23 protein-coding genes are annotated in these 25,048 nt (G+C 65.6%); 4 read left to right on the top strand and 19 right to left on the bottom strand.

Annotated elements, in window-relative coordinates; genetic code table 11:
• Positions 1 to 6: 6 nt before the first annotated feature.
• From M8J71_RS05640 to M8J71_RS05600, 9 genes are all read right to left on the bottom strand, one after another.
• Positions 7 to 1,818 carry a proline--tRNA ligase gene (locus M8J71_RS05640; protein ID WP_256246978.1) on the bottom strand — a complete coding sequence of 604 codons (1,812 nt, stop codon included), beginning with the start codon at positions 1,816 to 1,818 and terminating at the stop codon, positions 7 to 9.
• A gap of 296 nt (positions 1,819 to 2,114) precedes the next feature.
• Positions 2,115 to 3,005, bottom strand: coding sequence for a GNAT family N-acetyltransferase (locus M8J71_RS05635; protein WP_256247067.1), 891 nt, complete (start codon positions 3,003 to 3,005; stop codon positions 2,115 to 2,117).
• Positions 2,968 to 4,134, bottom strand: a complete 1,167-nt coding sequence (ispG, locus tag M8J71_RS05630; protein WP_163164462.1) for a flavodoxin-dependent (E)-4-hydroxy-3-methylbut-2-enyl-diphosphate synthase — start codon at positions 4,132 to 4,134, stop codon at positions 2,968 to 2,970. The genes M8J71_RS05635 and ispG overlap by 38 nt, the downstream gene beginning before the upstream one ends.
• A 34-nt stretch (positions 4,135 to 4,168) precedes the next feature.
• Positions 4,169 to 4,462 carry a YciI family protein gene (locus tag M8J71_RS05625; RefSeq protein WP_163164460.1) on the bottom strand — a complete coding sequence of 98 codons (294 nt, stop codon included), beginning with the start codon at positions 4,460 to 4,462 and terminating at the stop codon, positions 4,169 to 4,171.
• Between the two features lie 93 nt (positions 4,463 to 4,555).
• Positions 4,556 to 5,065 (bottom strand): hypothetical protein, encoded by a 510-nt coding sequence (locus M8J71_RS05620; protein ID WP_256246977.1) that lies wholly within the window; start codon positions 5,063 to 5,065, stop codon positions 4,556 to 4,558.
• The gene (locus M8J71_RS05615) at positions 5,062 to 5,742 is read right to left on the bottom strand and encodes a MarR family transcriptional regulator (RefSeq protein WP_256246976.1); all 681 of its coding nucleotides are present in this window, start codon (positions 5,740 to 5,742) and stop codon (positions 5,062 to 5,064) included. Before M8J71_RS05615 ends, M8J71_RS05620 begins: the two co-directional genes overlap by 4 nt.
• A gap of 167 nt (positions 5,743 to 5,909) precedes the next feature.
• Positions 5,910 to 7,241, bottom strand: a complete 1,332-nt coding sequence (locus tag M8J71_RS05610) for a M50 family metallopeptidase (protein ID WP_256246975.1) — start codon at positions 7,239 to 7,241, stop codon at positions 5,910 to 5,912.
• An 18-nt stretch (positions 7,242 to 7,259) separates the two neighbouring features.
• Complete coding sequence (gene dxr / locus M8J71_RS05605; RefSeq protein ID WP_256246974.1) at positions 7,260 to 8,444, bottom strand: 1-deoxy-D-xylulose-5-phosphate reductoisomerase; 1,185 nt, start codon at positions 8,442 to 8,444, stop codon at positions 7,260 to 7,262.
• A 56-nt stretch (positions 8,445 to 8,500) separates the two neighbouring features.
• A complete protein-coding gene (locus M8J71_RS05600) occupies positions 8,501 to 9,244 on the bottom strand; it encodes a TSUP family transporter (protein WP_256246973.1) in 744 nt (247 codons plus the stop codon).
• A gap of 50 nt (positions 9,245 to 9,294) precedes the next feature.
• Between M8J71_RS05600 and M8J71_RS05595 the strand changes: the two genes are divergently transcribed.
• Positions 9,295 to 10,764, top strand: a complete 1,470-nt coding sequence (locus tag M8J71_RS05595; RefSeq protein ID WP_256246972.1) for a lipase maturation factor family protein — start codon at positions 9,295 to 9,297, stop codon at positions 10,762 to 10,764.
• Here the strand turns inward: M8J71_RS05595 and M8J71_RS05590 are convergent.
• From M8J71_RS05590 to M8J71_RS05560, 7 genes are read right to left on the bottom strand one after another with little or no spacing between them, the layout of a single operon-like run.
• Positions 10,761 to 11,600, bottom strand: coding sequence for an HpcH/HpaI aldolase/citrate lyase family protein (locus tag M8J71_RS05590; RefSeq protein ID WP_256246971.1), 840 nt, complete (start codon positions 11,598 to 11,600; stop codon positions 10,761 to 10,763). The genes M8J71_RS05595 and M8J71_RS05590 overlap by 4 nt on opposite strands.
• Complete coding sequence (locus M8J71_RS05585; RefSeq protein ID WP_256246970.1) at positions 11,597 to 12,151, bottom strand: MaoC family dehydratase; 555 nt, start codon at positions 12,149 to 12,151, stop codon at positions 11,597 to 11,599. Before M8J71_RS05585 ends, M8J71_RS05590 begins: the two co-directional genes overlap by 4 nt.
• On the bottom strand, positions 12,148 to 12,912 hold the full coding sequence (locus M8J71_RS05580) for a CoA transferase subunit B (protein WP_256246969.1): 765 nt from the start codon (positions 12,910 to 12,912) through the stop codon (positions 12,148 to 12,150). The genes M8J71_RS05585 and M8J71_RS05580 overlap by 4 nt, the downstream gene beginning before the upstream one ends.
• A 2-nt stretch (positions 12,913 to 12,914) precedes the next feature.
• Positions 12,915 to 13,721 carry a CoA transferase subunit A gene (locus tag M8J71_RS05575; RefSeq protein ID WP_256246968.1) on the bottom strand — a complete coding sequence of 269 codons (807 nt, stop codon included), beginning with the start codon at positions 13,719 to 13,721 and terminating at the stop codon, positions 12,915 to 12,917.
• A gap of 35 nt (positions 13,722 to 13,756) precedes the next feature.
• Positions 13,757 to 14,920, bottom strand: coding sequence for an acyl-CoA dehydrogenase family protein (locus M8J71_RS05570; protein ID WP_256246967.1), 1,164 nt, complete (start codon positions 14,918 to 14,920; stop codon positions 13,757 to 13,759).
• A gap of 2 nt (positions 14,921 to 14,922) precedes the next feature.
• Positions 14,923 to 17,328 carry an acetyl/propionyl/methylcrotonyl-CoA carboxylase subunit alpha gene (locus M8J71_RS05565; RefSeq protein ID WP_256246966.1) on the bottom strand — a complete coding sequence of 802 codons (2,406 nt, stop codon included), beginning with the start codon at positions 17,326 to 17,328 and terminating at the stop codon, positions 14,923 to 14,925.
• Positions 17,329 to 17,335: 7 nt separating this feature from the next.
• Positions 17,336 to 18,943: a carboxyl transferase domain-containing protein gene (locus M8J71_RS05560; RefSeq protein WP_256246965.1), complete on the bottom strand. Its 1,608-nt coding sequence runs from the start codon at positions 18,941 to 18,943 to the stop codon at positions 17,336 to 17,338.
• A gap of 142 nt (positions 18,944 to 19,085) precedes the next feature.
• Between M8J71_RS05560 and M8J71_RS05555 the strand changes: the two genes are divergently transcribed.
• Positions 19,086 to 19,841, top strand: a complete 756-nt coding sequence (locus M8J71_RS05555) for an SACE_7040 family transcriptional regulator (RefSeq protein WP_308292947.1) — start codon at positions 19,086 to 19,088, stop codon at positions 19,839 to 19,841.
• Between the two features lie 73 nt (positions 19,842 to 19,914).
• Here M8J71_RS05555 and M8J71_RS05550 read toward each other — a convergent pair whose 3' ends face one another.
• From M8J71_RS05550 to pdhA, 3 genes are read right to left on the bottom strand one after another with little or no spacing between them, the layout of a single operon-like run.
• Positions 19,915 to 21,360 carry a 2-oxo acid dehydrogenase subunit E2 gene (locus tag M8J71_RS05550; RefSeq protein ID WP_256246964.1) on the bottom strand — a complete coding sequence of 482 codons (1,446 nt, stop codon included), beginning with the start codon at positions 21,358 to 21,360 and terminating at the stop codon, positions 19,915 to 19,917.
• Positions 21,357 to 22,367, bottom strand: coding sequence for an alpha-ketoacid dehydrogenase subunit beta (locus M8J71_RS05545; protein ID WP_256246963.1), 1,011 nt, complete (start codon positions 22,365 to 22,367; stop codon positions 21,357 to 21,359). The genes M8J71_RS05550 and M8J71_RS05545 overlap by 4 nt, the downstream gene beginning before the upstream one ends.
• A complete protein-coding gene (gene pdhA / locus M8J71_RS05540) occupies positions 22,367 to 23,557 on the bottom strand; it encodes a pyruvate dehydrogenase (acetyl-transferring) E1 component subunit alpha (RefSeq protein ID WP_374114811.1) in 1,191 nt (396 codons plus the stop codon). Before pdhA ends, M8J71_RS05545 begins: the two co-directional genes overlap by 1 nt.
• Positions 23,558 to 23,749: 192 nt before the next feature.
• Here pdhA and M8J71_RS05535 point away from each other — a divergent pair, with 192 nt between their 5' ends.
• Together M8J71_RS05535 and M8J71_RS05530 are read left to right on the top strand one after the other, a co-directional pair.
• Positions 23,750 to 24,223: an Lrp/AsnC family transcriptional regulator gene (locus M8J71_RS05535; protein WP_163164428.1), complete on the top strand. Its 474-nt coding sequence runs from the start codon at positions 23,750 to 23,752 to the stop codon at positions 24,221 to 24,223.
• A gap of 129 nt (positions 24,224 to 24,352) precedes the next feature.
• Positions 24,353 to 24,952 carry a hypothetical protein gene (locus tag M8J71_RS05530; protein ID WP_256246962.1) on the top strand — a complete coding sequence of 200 codons (600 nt, stop codon included), beginning with the start codon at positions 24,353 to 24,355 and terminating at the stop codon, positions 24,950 to 24,952.
• Positions 24,953 to 25,048 lie beyond the last annotated feature (96 nt).

The raw sequence follows: 25,048 nt of genomic DNA, 5'->3' as shown, positions 1-25,048 counted from the left end.
GCGGGGTCAGCTGGCGCGGACGGCGTTGACTACGTAGTCAACTGCCTTGTCTACCGCAACGTTCTCAGCCTCGCCGCTGCGGCGGTCCTTGATCTCCACCACGCCGTCCACCAGGCCTCGGCCCACGGCCAGGATGGTGGGGACGCCCAGCAGTTCAGCATCGCCGAATTTGACCCCTGGCGAAACCTTGGGCCGGTCATCGAGCAGGACCTCAAGGCCCGCAGCTGCCAGGTCTGCTGCAAGCCGCTCAGCGGTGGCGAAGATGTCTTCACCCTTGCCGACAGCCACCACATGGACGTCCGCCGGCGCAACGGCACGCGGCCACACCAGCCCCTTGGCGTCGTTGTTGGCTTCGGCCAGGGCTGCCACGGCCCGGGTGACACCCACGCCGTAGGAACCCATGGTTACCGTGACCTGCTTGCCGTTCTGGTCCAGGACCTTCAGCTCCAGGGCTTCGGCGTACTTCCGGCCGAGCTGGAAGATGTGGCCCATCTCGATTCCGCGGGCAGTTTCCAGGGGGCCGGAGCCGTCCGGGGCGGGATCGCCTTCGCGGACCTCGGTGCACTCGATGACACCGTCCCACGCGAAGTCCCTGCCTGCCACCAGCCCGAAGACGTGCTTGCCGGCTTCATTGGCACCGGTGACCCACGTGGTGCCGCTGACGATGCGCGGATCCACCAGGTAAAGGAGCTTCGAGTCGCTTTCGCTGCCCAGCAGCGGTTCGTCCAGCGCCAGGCCGGGTCCGAGGTACCCCTTGACGATCAGCGGCTGCTTCTTGAGGTCATCGTCGTTGGCTGCTTCGAGGCCGATCTCGCCTGCGATCGGCAGGAAGGATCCGATGTTCGCTTCGACGCGCTTCAGGTCCACGCCGCGGTCACCGGGAACGCCGATGACCACAAGCTGGCGTTCCCCGGTGGGCAAGGTAACGGCGAGGACTACGTTCTTGAGCGTATCCGCGGCAGTCCAGGCGCCGCCGTCGGCCTCGGAGCGGGGGGCGAGCTGGTTGGCGGCTGCCACCAGCGTTTCGATGGTGGGGGTGTCCGGCGTATCGAGGACCTCGGCCGCGGGAGCAGCGGAGAAGTCGATCTCTGCCGGCGCCACCGTGGTGACGGCCTCGACGTTGGCGGCGTAGCCTCCGGCTGAACGGACGAAGGTGTCCTCGCCGATGTCCGTGGGGTGCAGGAATTCTTCGCTCTTGGAGCCGCCCATGGCGCCGGCAGTGGCGGTCACGGGAATGACTTCCAGGCCGAGGCGCTCGAAGATGCGCAGGTAGGCACCGCGGTGGGCGGCGTAGCTGGCGTCCAGGCCGGCGTCGTCGACGTCGAATGAGTAGGAGTCCTTCATGATGAACTCGCGTCCGCGCAGGAGGCCGGCGCGGGGGCGCGCTTCATCGCGGTACTTGTTCTGGATCTGGTAAAGGCTGAGCGGCAGGTCCTTGTAGGAGGAGTAGAGGTCCTTGACCAGCAGCGTGAACATTTCCTCGTGGGTGGGAGCCAGCAGATAATCGGCGCCCTTGCGGTCCTGGAGGCGGAACAGGCCTTCACCGTATTCGGTCCAGCGGTTGGTGGCCTCGTAGGGCTCACGCGGCAGGAGTGCCGGGAAGTGGACTTCCTGCGCCCCGATGTTCGCCATTTCCTCCCGGATGATGGCTTCAACCTTGCGCAGGACGCTCAGCCCCAGCGGCAGCCAGGTGTAAATACCAGGGGCGGCGCGGCGGATGTAGCCGGCGCGGACCAGCAGGCGGTGGCTCGCCACCTCGGCGTCGACGGGATCTTCACGCAGGGTGCGCAGGAATAGCTGGGACAGTCTTGTAACCACGGGGGTATCCGTTTCTGGGGAAGTGCTGGAGCAACAGCAGGCCGGGCATTTCGTCTGGGTACTAATCTACCGGCAAGCGCAGTAGAGCCACGCCCGGCAATACAAAGCCCCTGGCCCCCCAGAAGGGCTGGTCATTGCATCCGGGCGTGGCTCAACGCCGTTATCGCCTAAGTACTGGTGAGGACTGGTGAGACCGCCCACGCCACTCCAGCGCAGCTAGATCGAACCTAAGTGATGACCACCACAATTGACAAGTAATTTCAGAGAGAGGTCTTGATTACGGACATCCTGCAGCCCTAAAAGAGCACCGTAGCGAACGTTCCCACCTGCCGGAAGCCGACCCGCTCGTACGTTGCCCGCGCCCGCAGGTTGAAGCCGTTGACGTAGAGGCTGGTGATGGGTGCGATCTTTCTGGCCTGCTCCACCACTGCGGCCATGTATCCGGAACTAAGGCCTTGGCCGCGATAGAGCGGATTCATCCAGACGCCCTGGACCTGGGTGACCTCGGACGTGACGGCGCCCAGTTCTGCCTTGAACACAACGTCGCCGGTTTTGTTCACGTGCGCCAGGGAATGGCCTTGGCGGATCAGTCCTTCCACGCGCCGGCTGTAGAACTCACGGCCACCCAGGAAGGGGGAATAGCCCACTTCCTCTTCGAACATGGCGGCGCAGGCTGGAAGGATGCGGTCAAAGTCGGCCAGGTTTCCCAGTGCCAGACCCGGGTTGGAAGCGACCAGCGGCGGGCCCTCGATGGTCATGAGTGGTTGCTCGTCCCGTACTTCGTGCGCCCGGTGGCCCAGCTCCACCAACTCCGCGTGAAGTGCCAACACCGCCGGGGCCGGTCCGAACGCCGAGGCATAACGCCGTCCGGAGGCGTTGGCCGCTTCCGCAACTGCACCGGCCAAGGCAGGATCCAGCTGGACCGGAACCAGGTTGGCTCCCGCCCAGCACGCACCCACCAGGATGCCGTCGTCGAACACTCCGATGACGCCGGCCCCGCCGCTGGTAGGCGCGGCGGTGCCGACAGCGCGCAGATGGGCGAGGATGAAGACGTTGGTTACCGGATCGCGCTGGGCCAGCAGCCTCAGCGCGGCCGTATCCGCCCCGTCCAGGGTGCGGACGAAAATCCCCGGCGGGTCGGGGACGTCCTTACGAGACGCTAACCACGGGGCTACCCTTGACAGCATCTTCGCCATCGGTCTCCCCCATCTCTTCCGCGATACGCATGGCCTCTTCGATCAGTGTCTCAACAATTTGACTCTCAGGGACAGTCTTGATGACTTCACCCTTCACAAAGATCTGGCCCTTGCCGTTGCCGGAGGCAACACCAAGGTCAGCCTCGCGGGCCTCGCCCGGGCCGTTCACCACGCAGCCCATGACTGCCACGCGCAGCGGAATTTCCATTCCTTCCAGGCCTGCGGTCACCTGTTCGGCCAGGGTGTAGACGTCCACCTGGGCACGGCCGCAGGACGGGCAGGAAACAATTTCAAGCTTGCGGGGGCGCAGGTTCAGGGACTGGAGAATCTGGTTGCCCACCTTGATTTCCTCTACCGGCGGGGCCGAGAGGGAAACGCGGATGGTGTCGCCGATACCCCGGGACAGGAGGGCACCGAAGGCCGTGGCGGACTTGATGGTTCCCTGGAAGGCCGGGCCGGCCTCGGTCACGCCGAGGTGCAGCGGCCAGTCACCTTTTTCTGCCAGCATCTCGTATGCGGCCACCATGATCACGGGGTCGTTGTGCTTGACGGAAATCTTGAAGTCGTGGAAGCCGTGCTCCTCAAACAGGGAAGCCTCCCAGACAGCGGACTCCACCAGCGCTTCCGGCGTTGCCTTGCCGTACTTCTTCAGGATCCCGGGTTCCAGTGAACCTGCGTTCACGCCGATGCGGATGGAGGTGCCGTGGTCCCGGGCGGCAGCCGCGATTTCCTTGACCTGGTCGTCGAACTTCCGGATATTGCCCGGGTTCACGCGCACTGCGGCGCAGCCGGCTTCGATGGCCGCAAAGACGTATTTGGGCTGGAAGTGGATGTCCGCAATGACCGGAATCTGGGACTTTTTGGCAATGATAGGCAACGCTTCGGCGTCATCCGCCGAGGGGCAGGCGACGCGCACAATATCGCAGCCGGAGGCCGTGAGTTCAGCGATCTGCTGCAGGGTGGCGTTGATGTCCGTGGTGGGCGTGGTGGTCATGGACTGCACGCTGATGGGGAAGTCTGAGCCCACCCCTACGGAACCAACCTTGATCTGGCGGGTCTTGCGGCGGGGGGCGAGGACGGGCGGCGGTGCTGACGGCATTCCCAGGCTGACCGAGGTCACGTGGACTCCTAGAGTTGAAAGGGTAGTGAAGAGGCTACGCGGTGAGGCCGGCGAGCACACCGATGATGGGTGACCACTCCGTGATGCGGGTCCCGGCAATGACTCCGGCGGCGGCAAAGGGATCCTGTTTGAGGATCGAGTTGAGGGCGGCCTCGTCTGCTGTCTTGAAGATCAGGAGCGCTCCGGCACCGTCACCGTATGGACCGCTGGCCAGGACGGCACCGTCCTGCGCAAGGCCCGAGAGCCATTCGCGGTGCGCTGGCCGGGCCTCGTTGCGGGCTTCGGTGGAATCGGCGGCGTAAACGTACTCAACGGCAAAAACAGTCATACCGCTACCCTATCGCCCTGCCTGCCCTTGCACCCATCCGGGCAGACCTGGCAGCAGTTTTGGCCGGGCGGCAGGGCCCGGCCCACCTCGTTCCTACGACAGGAACAGTACTTTGACCACCGCTGCCGTTCCGGCCGCCCACAGCATGGAGGTCAAGGTTCCGATGATGAAGCGTTCGGCCGCCACCGGCGTTTCCTTCAGCTCCGCGAACCTGCCCAGGCCCTTGATGGCAACAATGTAGGCGATGGCCACCGGCTGGCCGGTGAGGATGGCCAGGCACACGCCGAGCCGTTCCAGGACGCCAATGATTGCCCCGCCGCGCAGGATGCGCTGGGTGGGAGCCGGGAGTGAAATGGAATCAGCCGACGACGGCGCCTCCGCCGCCGCGGTCAGCTCACCGTCCACGTTCTGGGTTTCGGCGTGCGGCCCGTCAACAGTGACGTCAGCGGAGGGGTCCTCGGCCGCTCTCCTGGCTTCTTCCGCAGCCTTGGCAGCATCTGCTTTGTCGTCGATGGTCCGGGCGAGACGGAACACGAGGGCGGTCACCGGCCAACCGGCGAAGCCGGCCACGAGCAGGGCGGCAGCGATCCAAAGCGCGGTCACCGGGCTCCTTCATTTTCGGAACGGACAATCTGGGAATGGGCGTAGTCCAGCAGCATTGCTGCTGCCGGCCTGGCTGCCCATTCTTCCTGCCAGCCGGACCGCAGGACGGCCCGGCTCACCGACTGCTCCGTAATTCCCAGTTCGTGGGCAACGAGCTTCTGGCTGCCATGCCTGCCCTCGCCGCCCTGGGATGCACGCAACCGGTCCACCACCCGCCACTGTGCCTGGGTGCGTTGCTGTACCAACCGCCCGATGAGGCGGAGCACTGCCTGGGCATTTGCACTGGATACGGCACCTTCCCTTGCTTGGGGCGGGAATTCCCTGCCACGGCCCATGGTGCCGGACACCACTGACAGCGGAACCTGGCCGGCCGCGCCCTTGGCGAGTTCCACGGCTTTGCGCGCGGCTACAAAACCGCTTCCGGACCCTTCCCTGGGGCTGCCCCCCGGAACCAGCTGCACGGTACCGATGCCAATCCCTACGTACCAATTCCCGCTCCGAAGCGCGTGCAGAGCGATATCCACCACCTCTGCAGCATGCTCCACTACGCCCTGGAGCTCGTCGCCCACGGAGCGTTCAAACGGCGCAGTGGTGAGTCCCCGCAACGCGGAGATCAGCTCGGGGACCCGGTCCACGTCAGCGGAGCTGCCCCGCTGGTCGATGGTAAGAACGTACATGGCACAACCCTAAACAGCTGATTGGAAATCATCAACCATAAACAGCTGATTATCAAATATTAGCCAGAAATGGCTAAGAGAATGCGATCACCCTCGTCCAGCTTCCGAGCCGTCGAGCGGGGAGGCAGTGCCCTGCTCCACGTGGCCGGCCCCTGTAACCCGGAAGGTCAGCCGAAGAGATTCACCGGCTTCACGATATCGGCGTAGATGAGGAGCGCGCTCATGCCCATCAGCAGGGCTGCCACCACGTAGGTCACCGGGAGCAGTTTGGCGATATCGAAGGCTCCCGGGTCCGGCTTGCCGAACAGTTTGGCCAGCAGGCGCCGGGCGCCTTCGTAGAGGGCACCTGCAACGTGACCGCCGTCCAGCGGCAACAGCGGGATCAGGTTGAAGACCGCCAGTGCGAAGTTCAGCCCGGCGAGGAGCCCAAACAGCGTGGCTATGCGCGATTGGACCGGAATTTCCTCCATCGCGGCCACTTCTCCGGCCACCCGGCCCACACCCACTACGCTGATGGGCCCATTGGGATCGCGTGGCTCTTCACTGAAGGCGGCTTTCGCCACGCCCACCACGCGCGCCGGCAGGTTGAACACCACTCCTGCCACCTGCCGGATGTTCTCCCCGGCCATGGGCAGGACGGACGACGCCGGCTGGGCCACAAGTTCCGTCTGCGCACCAATGCCCAGGAAGCCGACGTCCTGGTACAGGAGGGTGCCGGCGTCGTCTGTTGCCTGCCGCCCGTCCGCCCCGATGATGGGGCGGGCCGACAGCGCGGGAGTCACCGTGGTGGATACCGGGGCGCCGTCCCGCTCCACTGTGATGGCGACCTCGCGGCCGGCAGAAGTCCGGATCCACTCCGTGAGCTGGTCCCAGCTGGTCACGGTTTTCCCGTCGAAGGAGGTGACGGTGTCGTTGGGTTTGAGGCCGGCCGCCGCGGCGGGCGTGAGCTGGCAGTCGGCTGAATCCGGATCCACGGTTTCGCCTGCCGCCACCTGGCACTTGGAAACGTCGGAGATGGTGGTGGTGGCCGTGGCCATGCCAAAGCCCATCAGCAGGACAGCCGTCAGCACGACGCCCAGGAACATGTTCATGGCGGGCCCGCCCAGCATAACGATGATCTTTTTCCAGACCGGAAGCCGGTAGAACACGCGGTTCTCATCGCCCGGGCCCACCTCTTCGTGGGCCATGGACCGTGCTTCCGTGGCCAGGGTCTGGAACATTCCGGTGCTGGAGGGGCGGACCGATCCGTCCTCCTTGTTGGGCGGATACATCCCGATCATGGATACGTAGCCGCCCAGCGGGATGGCTTTCACGCCGTACTCGGTCTCGCCTTTCCGCCGTGACCAGAGCGTGGGGCCGAAGCCGATCATGTACTTGGTGACGCGGACCTTGAAGAGCTTGGCGGGCAGGAGGTGGCCCACTTCGTGGAGCGCTATGGAGGCAGCGATGCCGATTGCCACAAAGACGACACCGAGGACAAAGAGGAGAACGGGGGTCATGGGGGTGCTTGCTGCTTCCTAGAGACTGCTGACTGCTAAACGTTCATTGGCGCGCGCGCGTGCCCAGCTTTCAGCATCCAATACGGTTTCCACTGTCAGCCCGGAGGAGCCTGGGTGTTCGCTGAGAACTGCGGCGACCGTGTCCACGATGTCGGTGAACCTGATCCGGCCGGCATGGAAGGCCGTCACGGCTTCCTCGTTGGCGGCGTTGAACACGGCGGGGAACGTGCTGCCTTGTTTGGCGGCATCCTTGGCAAGATCAACGGCCGGGAAGGACGTTACATCCAACGGCTCAAAAGTCCAGGTGGCCGCCTGGGTCCAATCGCAGGCAGCGGCGGCCTTGGGCACCCGGTCAGGCCAGCCCAGCCCCAGTGCGATGGGCAGGCGCATGTCCGGCGGGGATGCCTGCGCAATGATGGACCCGTCAATGAACTGGACCATGGAGTGCACCACGGACTGGGGATGGACCACGACGTCGATCCGGTCCAGCGGCACGTCGAACAGCAGGTGCGCCTCGATGACTTCCAGTCCCTTGTTCACAAGGGTGGCCGAGTTGGTAGTCACCATGACGCCCATGTCCCAGGTGGGGTGGGCCAGCGCCTCCTGCGGAGTAACATCGTGGAGTTCCTCGCGGGTCCTGCCGCGGAAAGGCCCGCCCGAGGCGGTGAGAATAAGTTTTTCCACCTCGGCCGGTGACCCCGAACGCAGGCATTGGGCGATGGCCGAGTGTTCAGAGTCCACGGGGACGATCTGGCCTTCCCGGGCTGCCGCCTTCACCAGGGAACCGCCCACAATAAGCGATTCCTTGTTGGCCAGGGCCAGGGTGGCGCCTGACCTGAGGGCAGCAAGCGTGGGTGCAAGGCCGATTGAACCTGTGATTCCGTTGAGCACCACGTCAGCTTCGACCCCGGCGATGCGGGTGGACGCGTCCGGTCCGGCGATGATCTCCGGCCGGTAGCCCTGCTTGCCGGCTGCGGCGGCAACATCAGCGATCAACGCTGCCAGGCGGCGCGGATCGCCGGCGGCAATACCAACAACCGCTGCCCCGGTGTGCACGGCCTGGCGGGCGAGGAGCTCCGGGTTGCCTCCCCCGGCGCTGAGCGCCACCACCTCGAAAAGGTGCGGGGCGCCGTCGACGACGTTAATTGCCTGGGTGCCGATGGAGCCGGTGGATCCGAGGAGGGCAATCTTGCGTGGCTGCATTGCTTAAGTATCGCGCACCCAACTGCCCCGGGCATGCGGCCGGAGCCTGCGGTCGCTCAGGCAGTTGCCAGTTCCACCAGGCCCTTGGCCAGGGTTGCCACCGCGCCAAGGTAGGCGATGGCGGTAACAATGCGCCGGGCCGACGCCGGATGCACCCGGCCGGACAACAGGTCGCCGGCCACGATTCCAGTGATCATGGCCCCGAGGATGGCCAGCCACTGCCAGCCTTCCAGGCCGGGCACGTGCCCGCCGGACAGTACGTACTTACTGATGAGGGAGGTAAACCCAGTGGTGATGAAGTACGGCTGGAGAGTGGCGCTGAAGCTTTTCTGCTCCCACCGGGTGGCGATGGCATAGGCCGTGATGGCTGGACCGCCAACTCCCGCGGCGGCGTTCATCAGGCCGCTGGAAAATCCCAGGGACACCATCGGAACCGGCCCGCTGGCGCGCCACGAACTCCTGGTCAACCGCTGGGATGCCAGCAGGGCGATGATGAGCAGGACGCCGATGCAGATCTCCAGCGGGGCTTCCGGCACGTTGCTCGCCAGCCAGGCACCGGGCAGCACGCCGGCCAGCGCCGCGAGCGCCAGCCCGAAGTACTTCCGCCAGGCCACATGCCTCCAGACCCTGGAAAGGATCAGGAGTGATGAGGTGGCACCGCAGAGGTTGATGATCATCACGCCGTCGAAAGGGCCCAGCAGCACCACCAGCACGGGGGAAACCAGAAGGCCGAAGCCGAGGCCTGCGATCCGCTGGGCCAACGCGCCTGCCACAACGGCGATCAGCACCAGTACAAACATCCCTCGATCCTAGTGGCAGCCGCGCCAACGGCGGGCGTAACGTGGATTGCGTGGACTGGCTCTCCTGGTTTGACGCGCCGGATTACGAGTTCGCCCGGCAGGTGCTGCAGCGAGGCGTGGCAGCACTGTATTTCGTTGCGTTCCTGTCCTCCCTGAACCAGTTCCCCGCGCTGCTGGGTGAGCGCGGCCTCCTGCCGGCGCCGGAATATCTTTCCGGCTTCAGCCGCCTGCGCCGGCCCACCCTTTTCCGGTGGCGGTATTCGGACCGGTTGCTGCGGTGGGTCTGCGCGGCAGGACTGCTGGTCTCGGCGCTGCTTGTGGCCGGCATTCCCCAGCAGGGGCCGCCGTGGGTTCCGCTGATTGCCTTCCTGAGCCTGTGGCTGCTGTACATGTCCATCGTGAACGTCGGCCAGACGTTCTACGGCTTCGGCTGGGAGATGTTGCTCCTTGAGGCAGGCTTCACGGTTGCCTTTTTGGGTTCGGACCAGACCGACCCGCCGCGCACCATCCTGATCCTGATCGTGTGGCTGGTGTTCCGGCTCGAGTTCGGCGCGGGAATGATCAAGATCCGCGGCGGCCGGGAGTGGCGCGACCTGACCGCTCTCTACTACCACCACGAAACCCAGCCCATGCCGGGGCCCCTGAGCCGGCAGGCACATCTGCTGCCCAAACCCCTCCATAAGGCAGAGGTGCTCGGCAACCATTTCGCCCAGCTCGTGGTGCCCTTCTTCCTGTTCGCCCCCCAGCCCGTTGCAAGCGTGGCAGCGGCGATCGTCATCCTGACGCAGTTGTGGCTTGTGGCCAGCGGAAACTTCGCCTGGCTGAACTGGATTGCCATTGTGCTGGCGTTCGCGGCAGTCAGCGACCCGGTGGCCCACGCCGTCCTGCCGGTGATCCCGCTGGACTGGCACGGCGGGGCCGGCGTGGATCGGGAGACTCCCCTGTGGTGGCTGGTCATTACCCTGGCAGTCACCCTGCTGCTGGTGGTCCTCAGTTACTGGCCATTGCGCAACCTGTTCTCCCGCCGGCAGCTGATGAACGCCAGCTTCAACCGCTGGCAGCTGGTCAACACCTATGGGGCGTTCGGATCAGTGACCAAGAAGCGCATCGAAATTGTGGTGGAAGGGACGCTCGACGACGATCCGGACGATTCCTCCGAGTGGCGGGAGTACGCGTTCAAGGGCAAGCCCGGCGACCTCCGCCGGGTTCCGCGCCAATGGGCGCCCTATCATCTCCGGCTGGACTGGCTGATGTGGTTCCTGCCGCTGCGGACCGTCCACGAGGAGTGGTTTTACGCGTTCCTCGGCAAACTGTTGGAGGCGGACCGCCAGATTCTGCGGCTCCTCCGCCATGACCCGTTCGACGGCGCGCCGCCGCGTTGGGTGCGGGTGAGCAGCTACCTCTACCGGTTTGCGACGCGTCAGGAGTTCCGGGACACCGGGGACCGCTGGGTGCGCACGCTGCTCCACGAACCGATTCCACCTGTCTCGCTGCGGCGGTCCAGCGGGCGGAAAGGCTAGACGTGGTCCCCTGCGCGCCGGATGACGGCCTCGGCGTGCTTGAGGATGGGACCGTCAATCATCTGCCCCTTGTACTGGAAGACGCCCTGCCCCGCAGCCGCGGCGGCCTGCAGCAGTTCTGCTGCCGCCGAGGCTTCCGCTTCCGACGGCGCATAGGCACCACGCACTACTGCTGCCTGGCTGGGATGGATGCAGGCTTTGGAGCCGAAGCCGGACGCGACGGCGTCCGCCGCTTCCGCTGCCAGGCCCGTCAGGTCAGGAATGTTGGTATAGACGGCGTCCACGGCTTCCTTGCCGAAGGCGCGCGCGGCCAGGAGGACGGAGGACCGGGCATGGAGCGCCACGGCCCGGTAGGCGCCGTCGTCCTTCCTACTGGAGGTCCCGCCCAGTGAAGCCAGAAGGTCTTCGGCGCCCCACATCAGGGCCACAACATTGGGCGCGGCGGCGATTGAGGCGGCGTTGAGGACGCCCATTGCCGTTTCACACAGTGCGATCACCTGGTAGCCGGACAGGGCTTCCAGCTGCGCGGCACTCTCGGCTTTCGCGAGCATCACCGTCTTGTACGGGGTGTGGGCCAGGCAGTGGAGGTCCTTTTCGAATTCGTCGGTCCCGGCGGGGTTGACCCGAACGATGGTGCGGCTTGGATCCAGCTCGGGCGCATCGCCGGCGGCGCCCAGCTGCGCGAGAATCGCACCCCGGGCCCGTTGCTTGTCTGCAGGCGCCACGGCATCCTCGAGGTCCAGGATGACGGCGTCGGCGCGGGTGGCTGCCTTCTGGTAACGCTCCGGCCGGTCCGCAGGGCAAAAAAGCAGGGCAGGGCCCATCACAAAGGTCATACCGGTATTGTCCCTTCTCCCGCGCCCGGCTGCAGGGTGTGCGCCTCCCGCGTCCACATCAGGCAGCTGCGCTTCGCGACTGCCACTACCGCACCGTCCTGGTTACGGCCCGTGTGCTCCATGGTCACGATTCCTTGGCCCGGCCGGGAGCTTGAAAGCCGCTTCCCGCTGATGACCGTCTCCGTGTAGAGGGTGTCGCCGTGGTACAGGGGGTGCGGAAAGGAGACGTCGGTCAGGCCCAGCTGGGCGATGATGGTGCCCTGGGTGAGCTGGGAAACGGATTGGCCCACCATGGTGGCCAGAGTGAACATGGAGTTCACCAGCCGCTGGCCAAAGGGCTGCCCGGCGCTCCAGGCAGCGTCGAGGTGCAGGGCCTGGGTGTTCATGGTGAGGGTGGTGAACAGGACGTTGTCCGCTTCCGTGACGGTGCGGCCGGGACGGTGGGCATACAGCACACCCTCCTCCAACTCATCGAAGTACAGTCCGCGCTGCTCCACAACGCGCTGGCTCCCGGTTGTTGAACCTGCCGAAACCCCCTGGTTCCCGGTCATACAGTCAGTTCCCGGTCTTCCTCGAAAAGCTCCGCGCCGGTGGCGGCCGCCACGTCCTCCACCGAAACGTTCGGCGCCAGCTCCCGCAGCACCAGCCGTGACCCGGAATCATCGGCTACGACGTCGATGACGGCCAGGTCCGTGATGATGCGGTCCACGCAGCCCTTGCCGGTCAGCGGCAGGGAGCACTGCTGGACGATCTTCGGGTTGCCGTTGCGGTCCACGTGCTCCATCATCACGATGACCTTCTTGGCACCGAACACCAGGTCCATGGCACCGCCCATGCCCTTGACCATCTTGCCCGGGATCATCCAGTTGGCGAGGTCACCGTTGGCGGCCACTTCCATGGCACCCAGGACGGCGACGTCCACATGGCCGCCCCGGATCATCCCGAAGGAGGAAGCAGAGTCAAAAAACGCGGCGCCCTTGTTGACCGTGACAGTTTCCTTGCCCGCGTTGATCAGGTCAGGATCAACAGCCTCCTCCGCCGGATAGGGGCCGACGCCGAGGATCCCGTTTTCCGAATGGAGCACCACTTCGACGCCCTCGGGGATGTAATTGGGAATGAGGGTTGGCATGCCGATTCCCAGGTTGACGTACTGGCCGTTGCTGAGCTCCTGCGCCACGCGGGCGGCGAGCTCATTCCGGGTCCAGCCCTTGGCGCCGGCGCCCTCCGCGGATTCCCCGTGCTGCTGGGGTGCGCGGCGGTACTCGGGCCGGACGCCTTCCGGGCGGGGAGCGTAGGGGCTGTTGGGATCCATGGCTATGCTCCTGCCTGCTGGTTGCCGCGAATATGTCCGGGCGCTTCCTGTCCGGAGCGGACCAGCGCCACCGTCCGTTTCTCAATGCGTTTCTCCCCGTTGGGGGCCAGTACCACCCGCTGGACGAAGATGCCAGGAGTATGGATGTGTTCCGGGTCCAGCTCGCCCGGCTCCACGAGTTCCTCCACCTCGGCAATGGTGATCCGTCCGGCCATGGCGCACAGCGGGTTGAAGTTCATCGCGGTGGCGTGGAAGACCAGGTTTCCGTGGCGGTCGCCCTTCCACGCGTGGACCAGACCAAAGTCCGGAGTCAACGCCTGCTCGAGCACGTAGTCAACCCCGGCAAAGGAGCGCACCTCCTTCGGGGCTGATGCGACGGCGATGCCGCCCTCGGCGTCGTACTTCTGGGGCAGGCCGCCTCCGGACACCTGGGTGCCGACGCCGGCTTTGGTATAGAAGGCCGGGATGCCGGCGCCCCCAGCCCGGAGTTTCTCGGCCAGGGTTCCCTGCGGCGTGAGGACTACCTCGAGCTCGCCGGCCAGGTACTGGCGGGCGAACTCCTTGTTCTCGCCGACGTAGGAGCTGATGGTGCGCCGGATCCGCCCATCGCGGAGCAGGATGCCCAGGCCCCAGTCGTCCACGCCGCAGTTGTTGCTCACAGTTTCCAGGTCCGAGGTGCCGGCCCGGTGCAGGGCGTCAATGAGCGAGACCGGGATGCCGCACAGACCGAAACCGCCCACGGCGAGGGAGGCGCCGTCCGGGATGTCCGCCACTGCTTCCTCGGCGGTGGCAACAACCTTGTCAATCATCGGTGATCCTTTCAGGCCGGCTACTGTCCCGGATACTACAGACCCAGTTCGCGGGCGATCAGCATCAGCTGGACCTCCGTGGTGCCCTCCCCCACTTCAAGGATCTTGGAGTCGCGGTAGTGGCGTGCCACGGTGAACTCGTTGATGAAGCCATAGCCGCCGAACACCTGGGTGGCATCCCGCGCATTATCCATGGCCGCCTCGCCTGCGACCATCTTAGCGATGGCCGCCTGGGTCTTGAACGGCTTTCCGGCAAGCATCCGGGAGGCTGCATCGTAGTAGGCCAGGCGGGCGGTATGGGCCCGGGCTTCCATGCGCGCGATCTTGAAGGAGATCGCCTGGTACTTGCCGATCTGGTTGCCGAAGGCGCTGCGTTCCTGGGCGTATTTGACCGAGAGGTCCACGCAGCCCTGGGCTGCACCGGTGGCCAGTGCTGCGATGGCGATGCGGCCCTCGTCCAGGATGGACAGGAAATTGGCGTAGCCGCGGCCCTCCGCTCCCAGCAGGTTTGCTTCCGGGACGCGCACGTCCTTCAGCGTCAGCGGGTGGGTATCCGACGCGTTCCAGCCCACCTTGTTGTAGGGCTTTTCCGCCTTGAAGCCCGGTGTGTCCGTGGGCACCAGGATGGTGGAGATGTCCTTCTGGATGCTCCCGTCCGCGCGTTCCTTCTGGCCGGTGACGGCGGTGACGGTCACCAGCCGGGTGATGTCCGTACCGGAGTTGGTGATGAACTCCTTGTTGCCGTTGATCACCCAATCCCCGCCCTCACGCCGGGCGTGGGTTTTGGTACCACCTGCATCCGATCCTGCCTCCGGTTCCGTCAGGCCGAAGCCGGCGAGCGCCTCGCCGGTTGCCAGCATGGGCAACCACTCCTGCTTCTGCTCCTCGGTGCCGAAGCGGTAGACCGGCATGGCGCCCAGGGAGACACCCGCCTCCAGGGTGATCGCAACGGACTGGTCCACCCTGCCCAGCTGCTCCAGCGCGAGGGCAAGGGCGAAGTAGTCGCCGCCCATTCCGCCGAACTCCTCGGGGAAGGGCAGGCCGAACAGCCCCATTTCCGCCATCTGCTTCACTACCCCGTACGGGAAGCTGTGCTCCTCGTCGTGCTTGGCCGAGACCGGGGCGACGACGTTGTCCGCGAAGTCCCGGACGGTGTCGCTGAGGTCCTGGTATTCCTCGCTAAGTTCAAAACCTGCCATGTCTAGGCTCCTTTGCCGTGGGGTGAATCGATGCCTGCAGTGTTGGCGCCGCCCTCGGGACCGCCGCCGCTGTGGGCGGCAGTTCGGGGCGGACTGTCGCTGGAAACGCCGGTGGGATGCGGATGAATGGTGGCCAGGACCTGGCCGACCTTCACCAGGTCTCCCGGCCGGGCGTTGAGGTGGACCGTCCCGTCCAGGGGCGCCGGCAGCTGGTGCTCCATTTTCATTGCCTCCACCGAAACCAGCACCTGCCCGGCCGTGACAGTGTCGCCGTCGCTGACCGGAACGGATACCACCGTTCCCGGCATCGGCGAGCGCACCGCCGGATCCGCGGTGCCCTCCTCCCGGTGGATAGCTGCAAGTACCCGCTCAAGCCGCGCCTCCCGGGTCAATACCTCCAGCCGGCAGGACCAGCCCTCATTGCCCAGGAACAGTTCGGCAGGTACCCCAACCACCGGGGAATCACGCGTCGGGGCCACCGGGCCGCGGAAGACCGGTGCGATGGCGTACGTCACGGCCCGGCCATCGAGGGTCAGCACAGCCTGCCGGCGGGACAAGAAGTCGAGCCGCGCCGGACGCGAAGGCCCCTTGTCTACGGCCACCAGGAACATTCCGTCGGAGGCAGTGCCGCCAAGGACAGCTTCCTGAGAGCCAGTGCCGTCACGTGCCATATCGTCACCGGCCATTCCGGCAACAGCCTTCCCGGCAACTGCCTTCCCGGCAGCCGCGGCGCCGCCGATGCGCACTGATGCCACCCCGCCGTCGGGAGTCCCCACGCTGATCCGGCGGGGTGCCGCTGCTCCCAGCCGCCAGCCGTTGCGCGCGTGCCAGGGTCCGGGCGGCAGGGGTGTGTTGTTCAGTTCCTCGGCGGAAAGGGCGAAGAGTGCTGCCGCCACCAGTTCGGCCTCGGCCACCTGGCGGAACGCAAGATCCGGAAGAGTGCGTTCGATCAGGCCGGTATCGAGCCGGCCGGCGCGCACGTCGGGATCATTAATCAGCAGCCGCAGATACTCCACGTTGGTGTCCAGTCCCAGCGCCGTATACCCGGCGAGCGCCCCGTCGAGGGTAGCCAGGGCGGCCGCGCGGTCCTCTCCCCAGGCGATGACCTTGGACATCATGGGGTCGTAGCTGGACGAGAGCTGCAGCCCTTCCACCAGGGACGAGTCCACCCGCACTGTCCCGTGGGCGGTTGATGCCAACTGCCTGCCCGGCGTGCCCGGCATGGCGGGCCGGCCGGGCAGTTCGTCCAGCAGGAGCACTGTCCCCGTGGACGGCAGGAAGTTCTTTTCGGGCACCTCGGCGTAGACCCGCGCCTCCACGGCATGGCCTGAAAGTTCGACGTCGGCCTGCCGGACGGTGAGTTCCTCGCCGGCGGCGATCCGCACCTGCCATTCGACGAGGTCGATGCCGGTGACCATTTCGGTGACGGGGTGCTCCACCTGCAGCCTGGTGTTCATCTCCATGAAGTAGAACTCCTCCGGCGAGTCGTCGGAGACGAGGAACTCCACTGTTCCGGCGCCGCTGTAATTCACGCTGCGGGCAGCGTTGCAGGCGGCCTCGCCGATGCGGGCGCGGATCGCACCACCTTCCGCGAGTGATTCGAGCAGCGGCGATGGTGCCTCTTCGATGACCTTTTGGTGCCGCCGCTGCAGCGAGCACTCACGCTCGCCGAGGTGGATGACGTTGCCGTGGTTGTCCGCGAGCACCTGCACCTCGATGTGCCGCGGCGTGGACACCAGGCGTTCCAGGAACAGGGTGTCGTCGCCGAAGGCGCTCGCCGCCACCCGCCGGGCTGTGGCCAGCGTGGCCTCGAGGTCCTCCGGCCTTTCCACCACATGCATGCCCTTGCCGCCGCCACCGGCGGAAGGTTTGATCAGGAGCGGAAAACCTACGGCGGCGGCGGCCTGTACCAGCTGCCCGTCGGTCATTCCCGGCTGCGCTACCCCGGGCACCACGGGGACGTCGTAGCCGGCCACGTGGTTCTTGGACCGGATCTTGTCCCCCATCATGTCCAGGGCCTCCACTCCGGGGCCAATGAAGGTGATGCCCGCCTGGTCCAGGGCGCGGGCGAAGTCCACGTTTTCGCTCAGGAAGCCGTAGCCCGGGTGCACGGCTTCGGCTCCGGTCGTGCGGCACGCCTCAAGGATGGCCTCAATCTTGAGGTAGCTCTCCGTAGCAGCGGCCGGGCCGATGCGCACTGCTGTGTCTGCTTCGCGCACGTGCCGGGCGCCGGCGTCGGCATCGCTGTAAACGGCGACGGACCGGATGCCCAGGGCGCGGAGGGTGCGGATGACGCGGCAGGCGATCTCGCCGCGGTTGGCCACCAGAACTGTACTGAACAGGGGCTGGCGCCGTGAGGCTGCCGCAGCGGTTTCCTGCCGGGTGGCGGGCGAGACGGGAATGGTCATTGCGGGCTCACATCCTGAAGAGGCCGAAGGAGGTTTCCGGCAGCGGGGTGCGGGACACCACGTCCAGTGCGAGGCCAAGGACGGTGCGGGTGTCGGCGGGATCGATCACGCCGTCGTCCCACAGCCGGGCCGTGGAGTAGTACGGGCTGCCTTGGTCCTCGTACTGCCGCCGGATGGGTGCCTTGAAGGCTTCCTCGTCCTCGGCTGACCACTCTTGGCCGGCTGCCTCGTACTGGTCACGCTTCACCGTGGCCAGGACGCTGGAGGCCTGGTTGCCGCCCATTACGGAAATCCGGGCGGCCGGCCACATCCACAGGAACCGCGGCGAGTAGGCACGGCCGCACATGGAATAGTTGCCGGCGCCGAAGGAGCCGCCGATCACCACGGTCAGCTTTGGTACCCGTGCCGTGGCCACGGCGGTGACCATTTTCGCGCCGTTTTTAGCGATGCCGCCCTGCTCCGAGTCCCTGCCCACCATAAACCCGGAAATGTTCTGCAGGAATATCAGCGGAATGCCGCGCTGGTCGCAGAGCTCGATGAAGTGGGCCCCTTTGAGGGAAGACTCGCTGAACAGCACCCCGTTGTTGGCCACGATGCCTACCGGGTGCCCGTGCAGCCTGGCGAAGCCCGTCACCAGGGTGGTGCCGTACTCCTTCTTGAATTCGTGGAACCGGCTGCCGTCCACCAGCCTGGCGATCACCTCGTGGACGTCGTAGGGGGCATTGACATCAGTGGGTACCGCCCCGTAGACCTCCGCCGGGTCTACGGCGGGTTCGACGGCGGCTTCCACCTCCCATGCCGGCGGCACCGGGGGCGGCAGCGTAGCCACGATGTCCCGGATGATCTGCAGGGCATGTTCGTCATTTTCGGCAAGGTGGTCCGTCACGCCGGAGATCCTTGAGTGCACTTCCCCGCCGCCGAGCTCTTCCGGACTGACGATCTCTCCGATCGCGGCCTTCACGAGCGGCGGCCCGCCCAGGAAGATCGTGCCCTGGTTCCGGACGATAACGGTTTCATCGCTCATTGCAGGAACATAGGCGCCACCGGCGGTACAGGACCCCATTACCGAAGCGATCTGGGGGATCTTGGCGGCTGAGAGCCTGGCCTGGTTATAGAAGATTCGGCCGAAGTGGTCCCTGTCCGGAAAGACCTCATCCTGCTTGGGCAGGAACGCTCCACCGGAGTCCACCAGGTAGATGCAGGGCAGCCGGTTCTCGAGGGCAATCTCTTGGGCCCGCAAGTGCTTCTTCACCGTCATCGGATAGTACGTTCCGCCCTTGACCGTGGCGTCGTTGGAAATCACCAGCACGTGGCGGCCATGAACCAGCCCGATGCCGGCAATGACGCCGGCGCCGGGTGCTTCGTCGTTGTACAGGCCGTTGGCGGCCAGCGGCGCAATTTCAAGGAACGGGCTGCCGTCATCCAGCAGTTGGTCGATCCGCTCGCGGGGCAGGAGTTTGCCCCTGGCCACGTGGCGTTCCCTTGATTTTTCCGGTCCGCCCAGCCCGGCGTCGGCCAGCTTTTTCCGCAGCTCGTCAGCGAGCGACATCTGGGCGGCTCGGTTCGAGGCAAAAGCCTCGGCTGTAGCGTCAAGCCGGGTGGCAAGGGTCTCCATTGACGGTCCGTTCCTGTTCCGATCCGAGCCGCCCAAAGCCAACTCGGTTAGCGCCCAATAACTGAAATTCAGGTTAGTCTGTATTAACTGTGAAGTCCAACACATACCGCCCTGGCTAGGTCTGCGGGTCTGAGGAGGAATTGTGGCCAGCACTGACGCCACCCGGACCGGCGGGCGCGGCTTCCCACTGGAGCACGCCACAACGGCCGAACCAGCTCCCCCTGCACCCCGGGTCCCGGCCACCCAACGCGGCTCGTCAACCCAGCGCGGCTCGTCAACCCAGCGCGGCTCGTCAACCCAGCGCGGCCAGGCGAAGGAGAACCGGCGGCAGGCCCTGCTGTCTGCCGCGGCTTCGCTGTTCGCCGTCAACGGGTTCAACCGCGTGTCCCTTGAGGACCTCGGAGCGGCGGCAGGGGTAAGCGGCCCCGCTGTCTACCGTCATTTTCCCGGGAAGCAGGCGGTCCTCGCCGACCTGCTGGTGACCGTCAGCCAGGAACTCCTCGACGGCGGCCGCGAGGTGGTGGCCCGTAATCCCGATCCGGCATCCGCACTGCGTTGCCTGGTGGAGTTCCAGGTGGACTTCGCTCTGGGCAAGCCTGACGTAATCCGGGTACAGGACCGGGATTTCAGCAACCTGTCCGAAGAGGACCAGGCGGCTGTGCGGACCCTCCAGCTGAGTTATGTCGAGGCCTGGGTGGATGTCCTTGCAAAGCTGCATCCGGACACGGAGATCACGGAGCTCCGGATGCGTGCACATGCCACGTTCGGGCTCATCAACTCAACACCGCACTCGGTGCGCAACCACGGCCGGAAGATGGCCGCACAATCCGCCCGTCCCCTGCTCGAGAGCATGGCCCTGGCCGCGCTGCTGGTGGACACCCCCCGGTCCTCCCCTTAATGCTCGGGTTTTTGTCCGGATATGCAGGGATTGACCGTTCAGAACCTGCATATCTGGACAAAAACTTCGTGGGTTAGACCATGGTGAGGACCATTCCGGGTTCCGCGAGGATGGCGCCCACGTCCGCAAGGAAGCGTGACCCCTGCTCCCCGTCCACCAGGCGGTGGTCAAAGGACAGGCTCAGCGTGAGCACCTGCCGCAGGGCTACCTCGCCCTGGTACTCCCACGGCATGTTCCGCACCGCACCCAGCGCAAGGATCGCGGCCTCCCCCGGGTTGAGGATGGGGGTGCCGGCATCGATCCCGAAGACGCCGATGTTGGTGATCGAGATGGTTCCACCGGTCAGGTCGGCCGGCGTGGTCTTGCCGGAGCGGGCTGTCTCGGTGAGTCCGGTCAGCGCCTCGGCCAGCTGCAGCAGGGACAGCGAGTCTGCGTCCTTGATGTTGGGAACGGTCAGTCCCCGTGGTGTTGCAGCGGCGATGCCCAGGTTTACGTAGTTGAACGTCACGATCTCCTGGTTCACCTCGTCCCAGCGCGCATTGAGGACCGGGTTCCGCCGCAGGGCGATGAGCACAGCTTTTGCCGCCAAGGTGAGCGGGGTCAGCTTGTGCCCGCTGAATTCGCGGTTGCCCTTCAGCTTGGCCAGCAGCTCCATGGCCGGAGTGACATCCACGGTGAGGAACTCGGTGACGTGCGGTGCGGTGAAGGCACTAGCCACCATTGCGGCCGCCGTGAACTTCCGCACACCCTTGATGGGCGTGCGGGTTTCCCGCTCCCCCTGGCGGGCCTGAACCCCGGCCGGCGCTGCTTCAGGTGCTGCGCCGCCGGAATGGCCATCGAGAAAGTGCTGGACGTCCTCACGGGTGATCAGGCCCTGCGGCCCCGTCCCTGCCACCATGGCCAGGTCCACACCCAGGTCCTTGGCGAGCTTCCGCACGGGCGGAGTGGACCGAGGGCGGGTTTCGGCAGGCTCCACTCCCGGGGTCCGGGCCTCGACGGGTTTGGCTGCGGCAGGCTTGGTTTCGACCTGCCTGGTTTCGACGGGCTTCGGTTCGACGGGCTCAGCCACCAGGGAACGGGGTGTATCGGACTCAACCACAGCGCGTACGTTGCGGAGGCGCCGTGCCGGCCGGGCGGAACTTTCGACGGCGGCGCCGTACCCCACCAGGTTAGGTTGCCGCTTGGCCTCCTGCACCGCCTGCGCCCCCGGTTCTGACGCCGGGGACGAAGCAGGGATACCGGGTGCTGGCGAGGGGGCGGCGGCGTCGTCCGATACTTCGAACGAAACGATGGGCTTGCCCACCTCCACGATGGTGCCGGGCTGTTCGTGGAGTTCCCGGATGACCCCTGCGAAAGGGGACGGGAGCTCCACCACGGCCTTGGCGGTTTCGACCTCGGCGATCACCTGGTTGAGGCTGACGGTATCCCCCACCCCAACCTTCCAGCTGAGGATTTCCGATTCAGTAAGTCCTTCGCCCAGGTCCGGGAGCCGGAATTCCTTGATCATGGTGGCGCTCATCCTTCCAGCCCGCTGAGGGAGTTCGGCCGGCCCAGGGCACGGTCCACGCCGTCAAGGATGCGGTCCAGGCCCGGCAGGTGGTGCATTTCAAGCTTGGAGTACGGATACGGGATGTCGAAGCCGGTCACCCGGACAGGGGCCGCCTCAAGGTAGTAGAAGCACCGCTCGGTGATGCTGGCCGCCACTTCCGCACCGATCCCGCCGGACTGGCCGGCCTCGTGCGTCACCACCAGGCGGCCGGTCTTGCGGACCGAGGCCACAACGGTGTCGTAGTCCACTGGTGCCAGCGAGCGCAGGTCGATGACCTCGATCGAAATCCCTTCGTCTTCGGCTGCCAGGGCGGCGTCCCGCGCGGTCTTCACCAGGGGGCCGTAGGCCACCAAAGTGACGTCGGTGCCTTCCGCCAGAACCCTCGCCTGATCCATGGGCACTGCGGAGAGAGGATCAAGGGACTCGTCCACCTCGCCCTTGTCGTGATAACGGCGCTTAGGCTCGAAGTACAGGACAGGATCGTCGCAGGAAATGGCCTGCTGGATAACGGTATGGGCGTCCTGCGGGTTCGAGACCGTCACCACGCGCAGGCCGGAGGTGTGGGTGAAGTAGGCTTCCGGGGACTCCGAATGGTGCTCCGGTGAACCGATGCCCCCGCCGAACGGGACCCGGATGGTGATGGGCATCTTCACCGCGCCGCGTGTCCTGTAATGGAGCTTGGCCACCTGGCTGACGATCTGGTCGAACGCCGGGTAGATAAAACCGTCGAACTGGATCTCCACAACGGGCCGGTAGCCGCGGTAGGCCAGTCCCACGGCTGTCCCCACGATCGCTGACTCTGCCAGGGGCGTATCCACCACCCGGTGCTTGCCGAAGTCCTTCTGGAGGCCGTCCGTAATCCTGAAGACGCCGCCCAGGGCACCGATGTCCTCGCCCAGGAGGACTACCTTGGGATCGTTCTCCAGGGATTTGCGAAGGCCGGCGTTGATGGCGCGGGCAAAGGTCATCTGGGTCATCAGCGTGCACCTTCTTCTGATACGGCTTCTGCGGGATCACCGAAGGAGGCCAGGTAACGGGCGTAATGGTCCTGCTGCCGGTCCAGCCAGGAGTTGGGGGTGCTGTAGACGTGTTTGAAGACATCCAGCGGCTGCGGCTCCGGCATGGTGATGCAGCCCGTGCGCATGTCCCGGGCTACGGCGTCGGCCCTGTCCTTGACCTGTTGTTTGAGCGCTTCCGTCAGCAGCCCCTTGCGGTCCAGGAGTGCCTCCACCCGGCTGATCGGGTCCTTGGCTGCCCAGTCCTCCAGTTCGTTGGCGTCACGGTAGCGGGTGGGGTCATCGGCCGTGGTGTGCGGACCCATCCGGTAGCTGACGGCCTCTATGAACGTGGGACCGCCGCCGCGCCGGGCCCGGTCCAGGGCCACCCTTGTTGCGGCCATCACGGCCAGGACGTCGTTGCCGTCCACCCGCAGGCTCGGGATGCCGAACCCGGCCGCCCTGTCCGCCAGTTGGATGTGCGATTGAAGCCGCACCGGTTCGGAAATGGCCCAGTGGTTGTTGGTGCAGAAGAACACCACTGGCACCTGGAAGCTTGCGGCAAAGACCATTGCCTCGTTGACATCGCCCTCGCTGGTGGCTCCGTCGCCGAAGTACGTCACCGCCACGGAATCGGCGCCGTCGTTTTGGATGCCCATGGCATAGCCGGTGGCGTGCAGGGTCTGGGCTCCGATAATGATCTGGGGCGTGGCCATATTGATGGAGTACGGGTCCCAGCCGGAGGAGGCGTTCCCGCGCCACACCCGGACGATGTCCGTCAGGTCCACTCCCCTGCAGTACGCAACACCATTCTCGCGGTAGCTGGAGAACACAAAGTCGTCTGTCCGGAGGGACCTGCCGGATCCGACCTGGGCTGCTTCCTGCCCCAGCAGGGGCGGCCACAATGCGAGCTCGCCCTGCCTCTGCAGGGCCGTGGCTTCGACGTCGATGCGCCGGATGACGGTCATGTCCTCCAACAGCGCGCACAGCTGCTCGTCCGTGATGTCCTGTACCCAGGGGTCGTATTCGGGGTGGCTCACGCGCTCCCCGGACGGTGTAATCAGCTGGACGAGGCCTTTGCCCTGTCCATGGATGTCCGCCTTGGCAGCAGCACTATTGGCACCGGTATTCGGGGCACCTGTGCCGTCCTGGCCCGTTTCGTCTGTAGACACGATAGCCGCACCTTCTCACGTCGTTGACCAGCGGTTCCGGGACTTGTGATCCCGCTGGCCGCCGGCCTCCCGGGCGCCGTTGCTCCGGATACTGTGACCCTACTCACAATGCTCATTGGGTACAACCACCACGTCAATCACTAAGCACAATGCTCTGTCGGGCGGCTCACGACGGTGCTACCGTTGCGCATTATGCAAGCTTTGGATGGCACTGACACCCGCCTTCTGTCCGCCTTGGCGCAGGACCCCCGGCGAACGGTGGTGGCGCTGGCCCAGAAGCTTGGCCTCTCCAGGAATACAGTGCAGGCGCGGATGGCCCAGCTGGAGAAAAAGCATGTCTTTCTTTCCTTCGAACGCAGGATCAATCCGGTTGCGCTCGGGTATCCGTTGATGGCATTCATTTCCGTCCATGTCCAGCAGCAAAAGCTTTCCCAGCTGGCGGCGGACCTGGCCGACGTCCCGGAGATCCTCGAAGGTTACGGGCTCACGGGCTCCGCCGACCTGCTGCTCAGGGTGGTGGCCCTGGATGCCGAAGACCTCTTCCGCATTAACGGGAAAATCCTGGCCTGCGACGGCGTGGACCGGACCGACACCGCCCTGGCCATGGGTGAACTCATCCCCTTCCGGGTGCAGCCCCTGCTGGACCGGGGCCCGCAGGGCACCTGAGCGTGCCGGCAGCCGCCATGAAAGTACGACGGCGGGGGTGCGGGCTATAGGCTGTTGCAAGTTATTCACGGGGTTCGGAGGGCCCCGCAACCAGGCGGCGTCCAGCACGACGCCGGAAAGGCTCCATTTTTGAGCAATCCCGAGGAACCGTACCAGCAGGGGCAGCGCCTGGAGGCGCCGCAGCAGCCACCCCTGCCCCCGCAGCAGCTGCCCGGCCAGAGCGGGCCGGCTTACCAGGGTCCTGCCGGCACCTATCCGGAACCGGGCCCATTCGGGCTGCCCGGCCAGCAGCCGCCAGTGAAAAGCCGGCGGAAACTCTGGATCATCCTGGCGGGCATCGGCGGCGTCCTGCTCCTGGTGGTCCTGGGCATCATCATCCTGATCAGCGTGGTGGGCAGCGCCACCAACCAGGCCAGGGGCCTTGCTGACGGTTTTACCAGGCTGGTCATCAGCGGCCAGAGCTCGCAGGCCTACGATGAGTACCTCGACCCCGCACTGAAGGAACAGCTGTCCAAGGAAGCGTTTATTACTGGAGTGGGAACCCTGGAGATGAACGCCCAGTGCAAGCCTTCCTATAACGACCTCCGGGTGGGCACAGAAAACGGAGTCAAGACCGCGGACGTGGCGGGCGTTATCACCTGCGAAGGCAAGGAAGTGGATCTGGCGTACCGCTTTGAAGGCACCGACGACCTCAAGATGACCGAGATCAAGCTGCGGCCCAAGGCCTAGCTTCCTCTGGCCGGTTCCGCACGGCCGTTCCATAAGACCAGCCACGCAGACACGAAAGAGCCCCGGCGCCGCAACGCCGGGGCTCTTTTCTGCAGT

The sequence above is a fragment of the Pseudarthrobacter sp. R1 genome, from assembly GCF_024494415.1.
Classification (GTDB): domain Bacteria; phylum Actinomycetota; class Actinomycetes; order Actinomycetales; family Micrococcaceae; genus Arthrobacter.
This window is presented reverse-complemented; position numbering and strand designations above follow the sequence as displayed.

Excerpts from the sequence above, each read along its gene's own strand:
- dxr (WP_256246974.1), bottom strand. The coding sequence starts at position 8,444 with ATGCAGCCACGCAAGATTGCCCTCCTCGGATCCACCGGCTCCATCGGC.
- M8J71_RS05625 (WP_163164460.1), bottom strand. The coding sequence starts at position 4,462 with ATGACTGTTTTTGCCGTTGAGTACGTTTACGCCGCCGATTCCACCGAA.
- M8J71_RS05585 (WP_256246970.1), bottom strand. The coding sequence starts at position 12,151 with ATGACCGGGAACCAGGGGGTTTCGGCAGGTTCAACAACCGGGAGCCAG.
- M8J71_RS05575 (WP_256246968.1), bottom strand. The coding sequence starts at position 13,721 with ATGATTGACAAGGTTGTTGCCACCGCCGAGGAAGCAGTGGCGGACATC.
- M8J71_RS05600 (WP_256246973.1), bottom strand. The coding sequence starts at position 9,244 with ATGTTTGTACTGGTGCTGATCGCCGTTGTGGCAGGCGCGTTGGCCCAG.
- M8J71_RS05610 (WP_256246975.1), bottom strand. The coding sequence starts at position 7,241 with ATGACCCCCGTTCTCCTCTTTGTCCTCGGTGTCGTCTTTGTGGCAATC.
- M8J71_RS05565 (WP_256246966.1), bottom strand. The coding sequence starts at position 17,328 with ATGACCATTCCCGTCTCGCCCGCCACCCGGCAGGAAACCGCTGCGGCA.
- M8J71_RS05550 (WP_256246964.1), bottom strand. The coding sequence starts at position 21,360 with ATGAGCGCCACCATGATCAAGGAATTCCGGCTCCCGGACCTGGGCGAA.
- M8J71_RS05545 (WP_256246963.1), bottom strand. The coding sequence starts at position 22,367 with ATGACCCAGATGACCTTTGCCCGCGCCATCAACGCCGGCCTTCGCAAA.
- M8J71_RS05535 (WP_163164428.1), top strand. The coding sequence starts at position 23,750 with ATGCAAGCTTTGGATGGCACTGACACCCGCCTTCTGTCCGCCTTGGCG.
- M8J71_RS05570 (WP_256246967.1), bottom strand. The coding sequence starts at position 14,920 with ATGGCAGGTTTTGAACTTAGCGAGGAATACCAGGACCTCAGCGACACC.
- M8J71_RS05590 (WP_256246971.1), bottom strand. The coding sequence starts at position 11,600 with ATGACCTTTGTGATGGGCCCTGCCCTGCTTTTTTGCCCTGCGGACCGG.
- M8J71_RS05560 (WP_256246965.1), bottom strand. The coding sequence starts at position 18,943 with ATGGAGACCCTTGCCACCCGGCTTGACGCTACAGCCGAGGCTTTTGCC.
- M8J71_RS05580 (WP_256246969.1), bottom strand. The coding sequence starts at position 12,912 with ATGGATCCCAACAGCCCCTACGCTCCCCGCCCGGAAGGCGTCCGGCCC.
- M8J71_RS05635 (WP_256247067.1), bottom strand. The coding sequence starts at position 3,005 with ATGCTGTCAAGGGTAGCCCCGTGGTTAGCGTCTCGTAAGGACGTCCCC.
- M8J71_RS05615 (WP_256246976.1), bottom strand. The coding sequence starts at position 5,742 with ATGTACGTTCTTACCATCGACCAGCGGGGCAGCTCCGCTGACGTGGAC.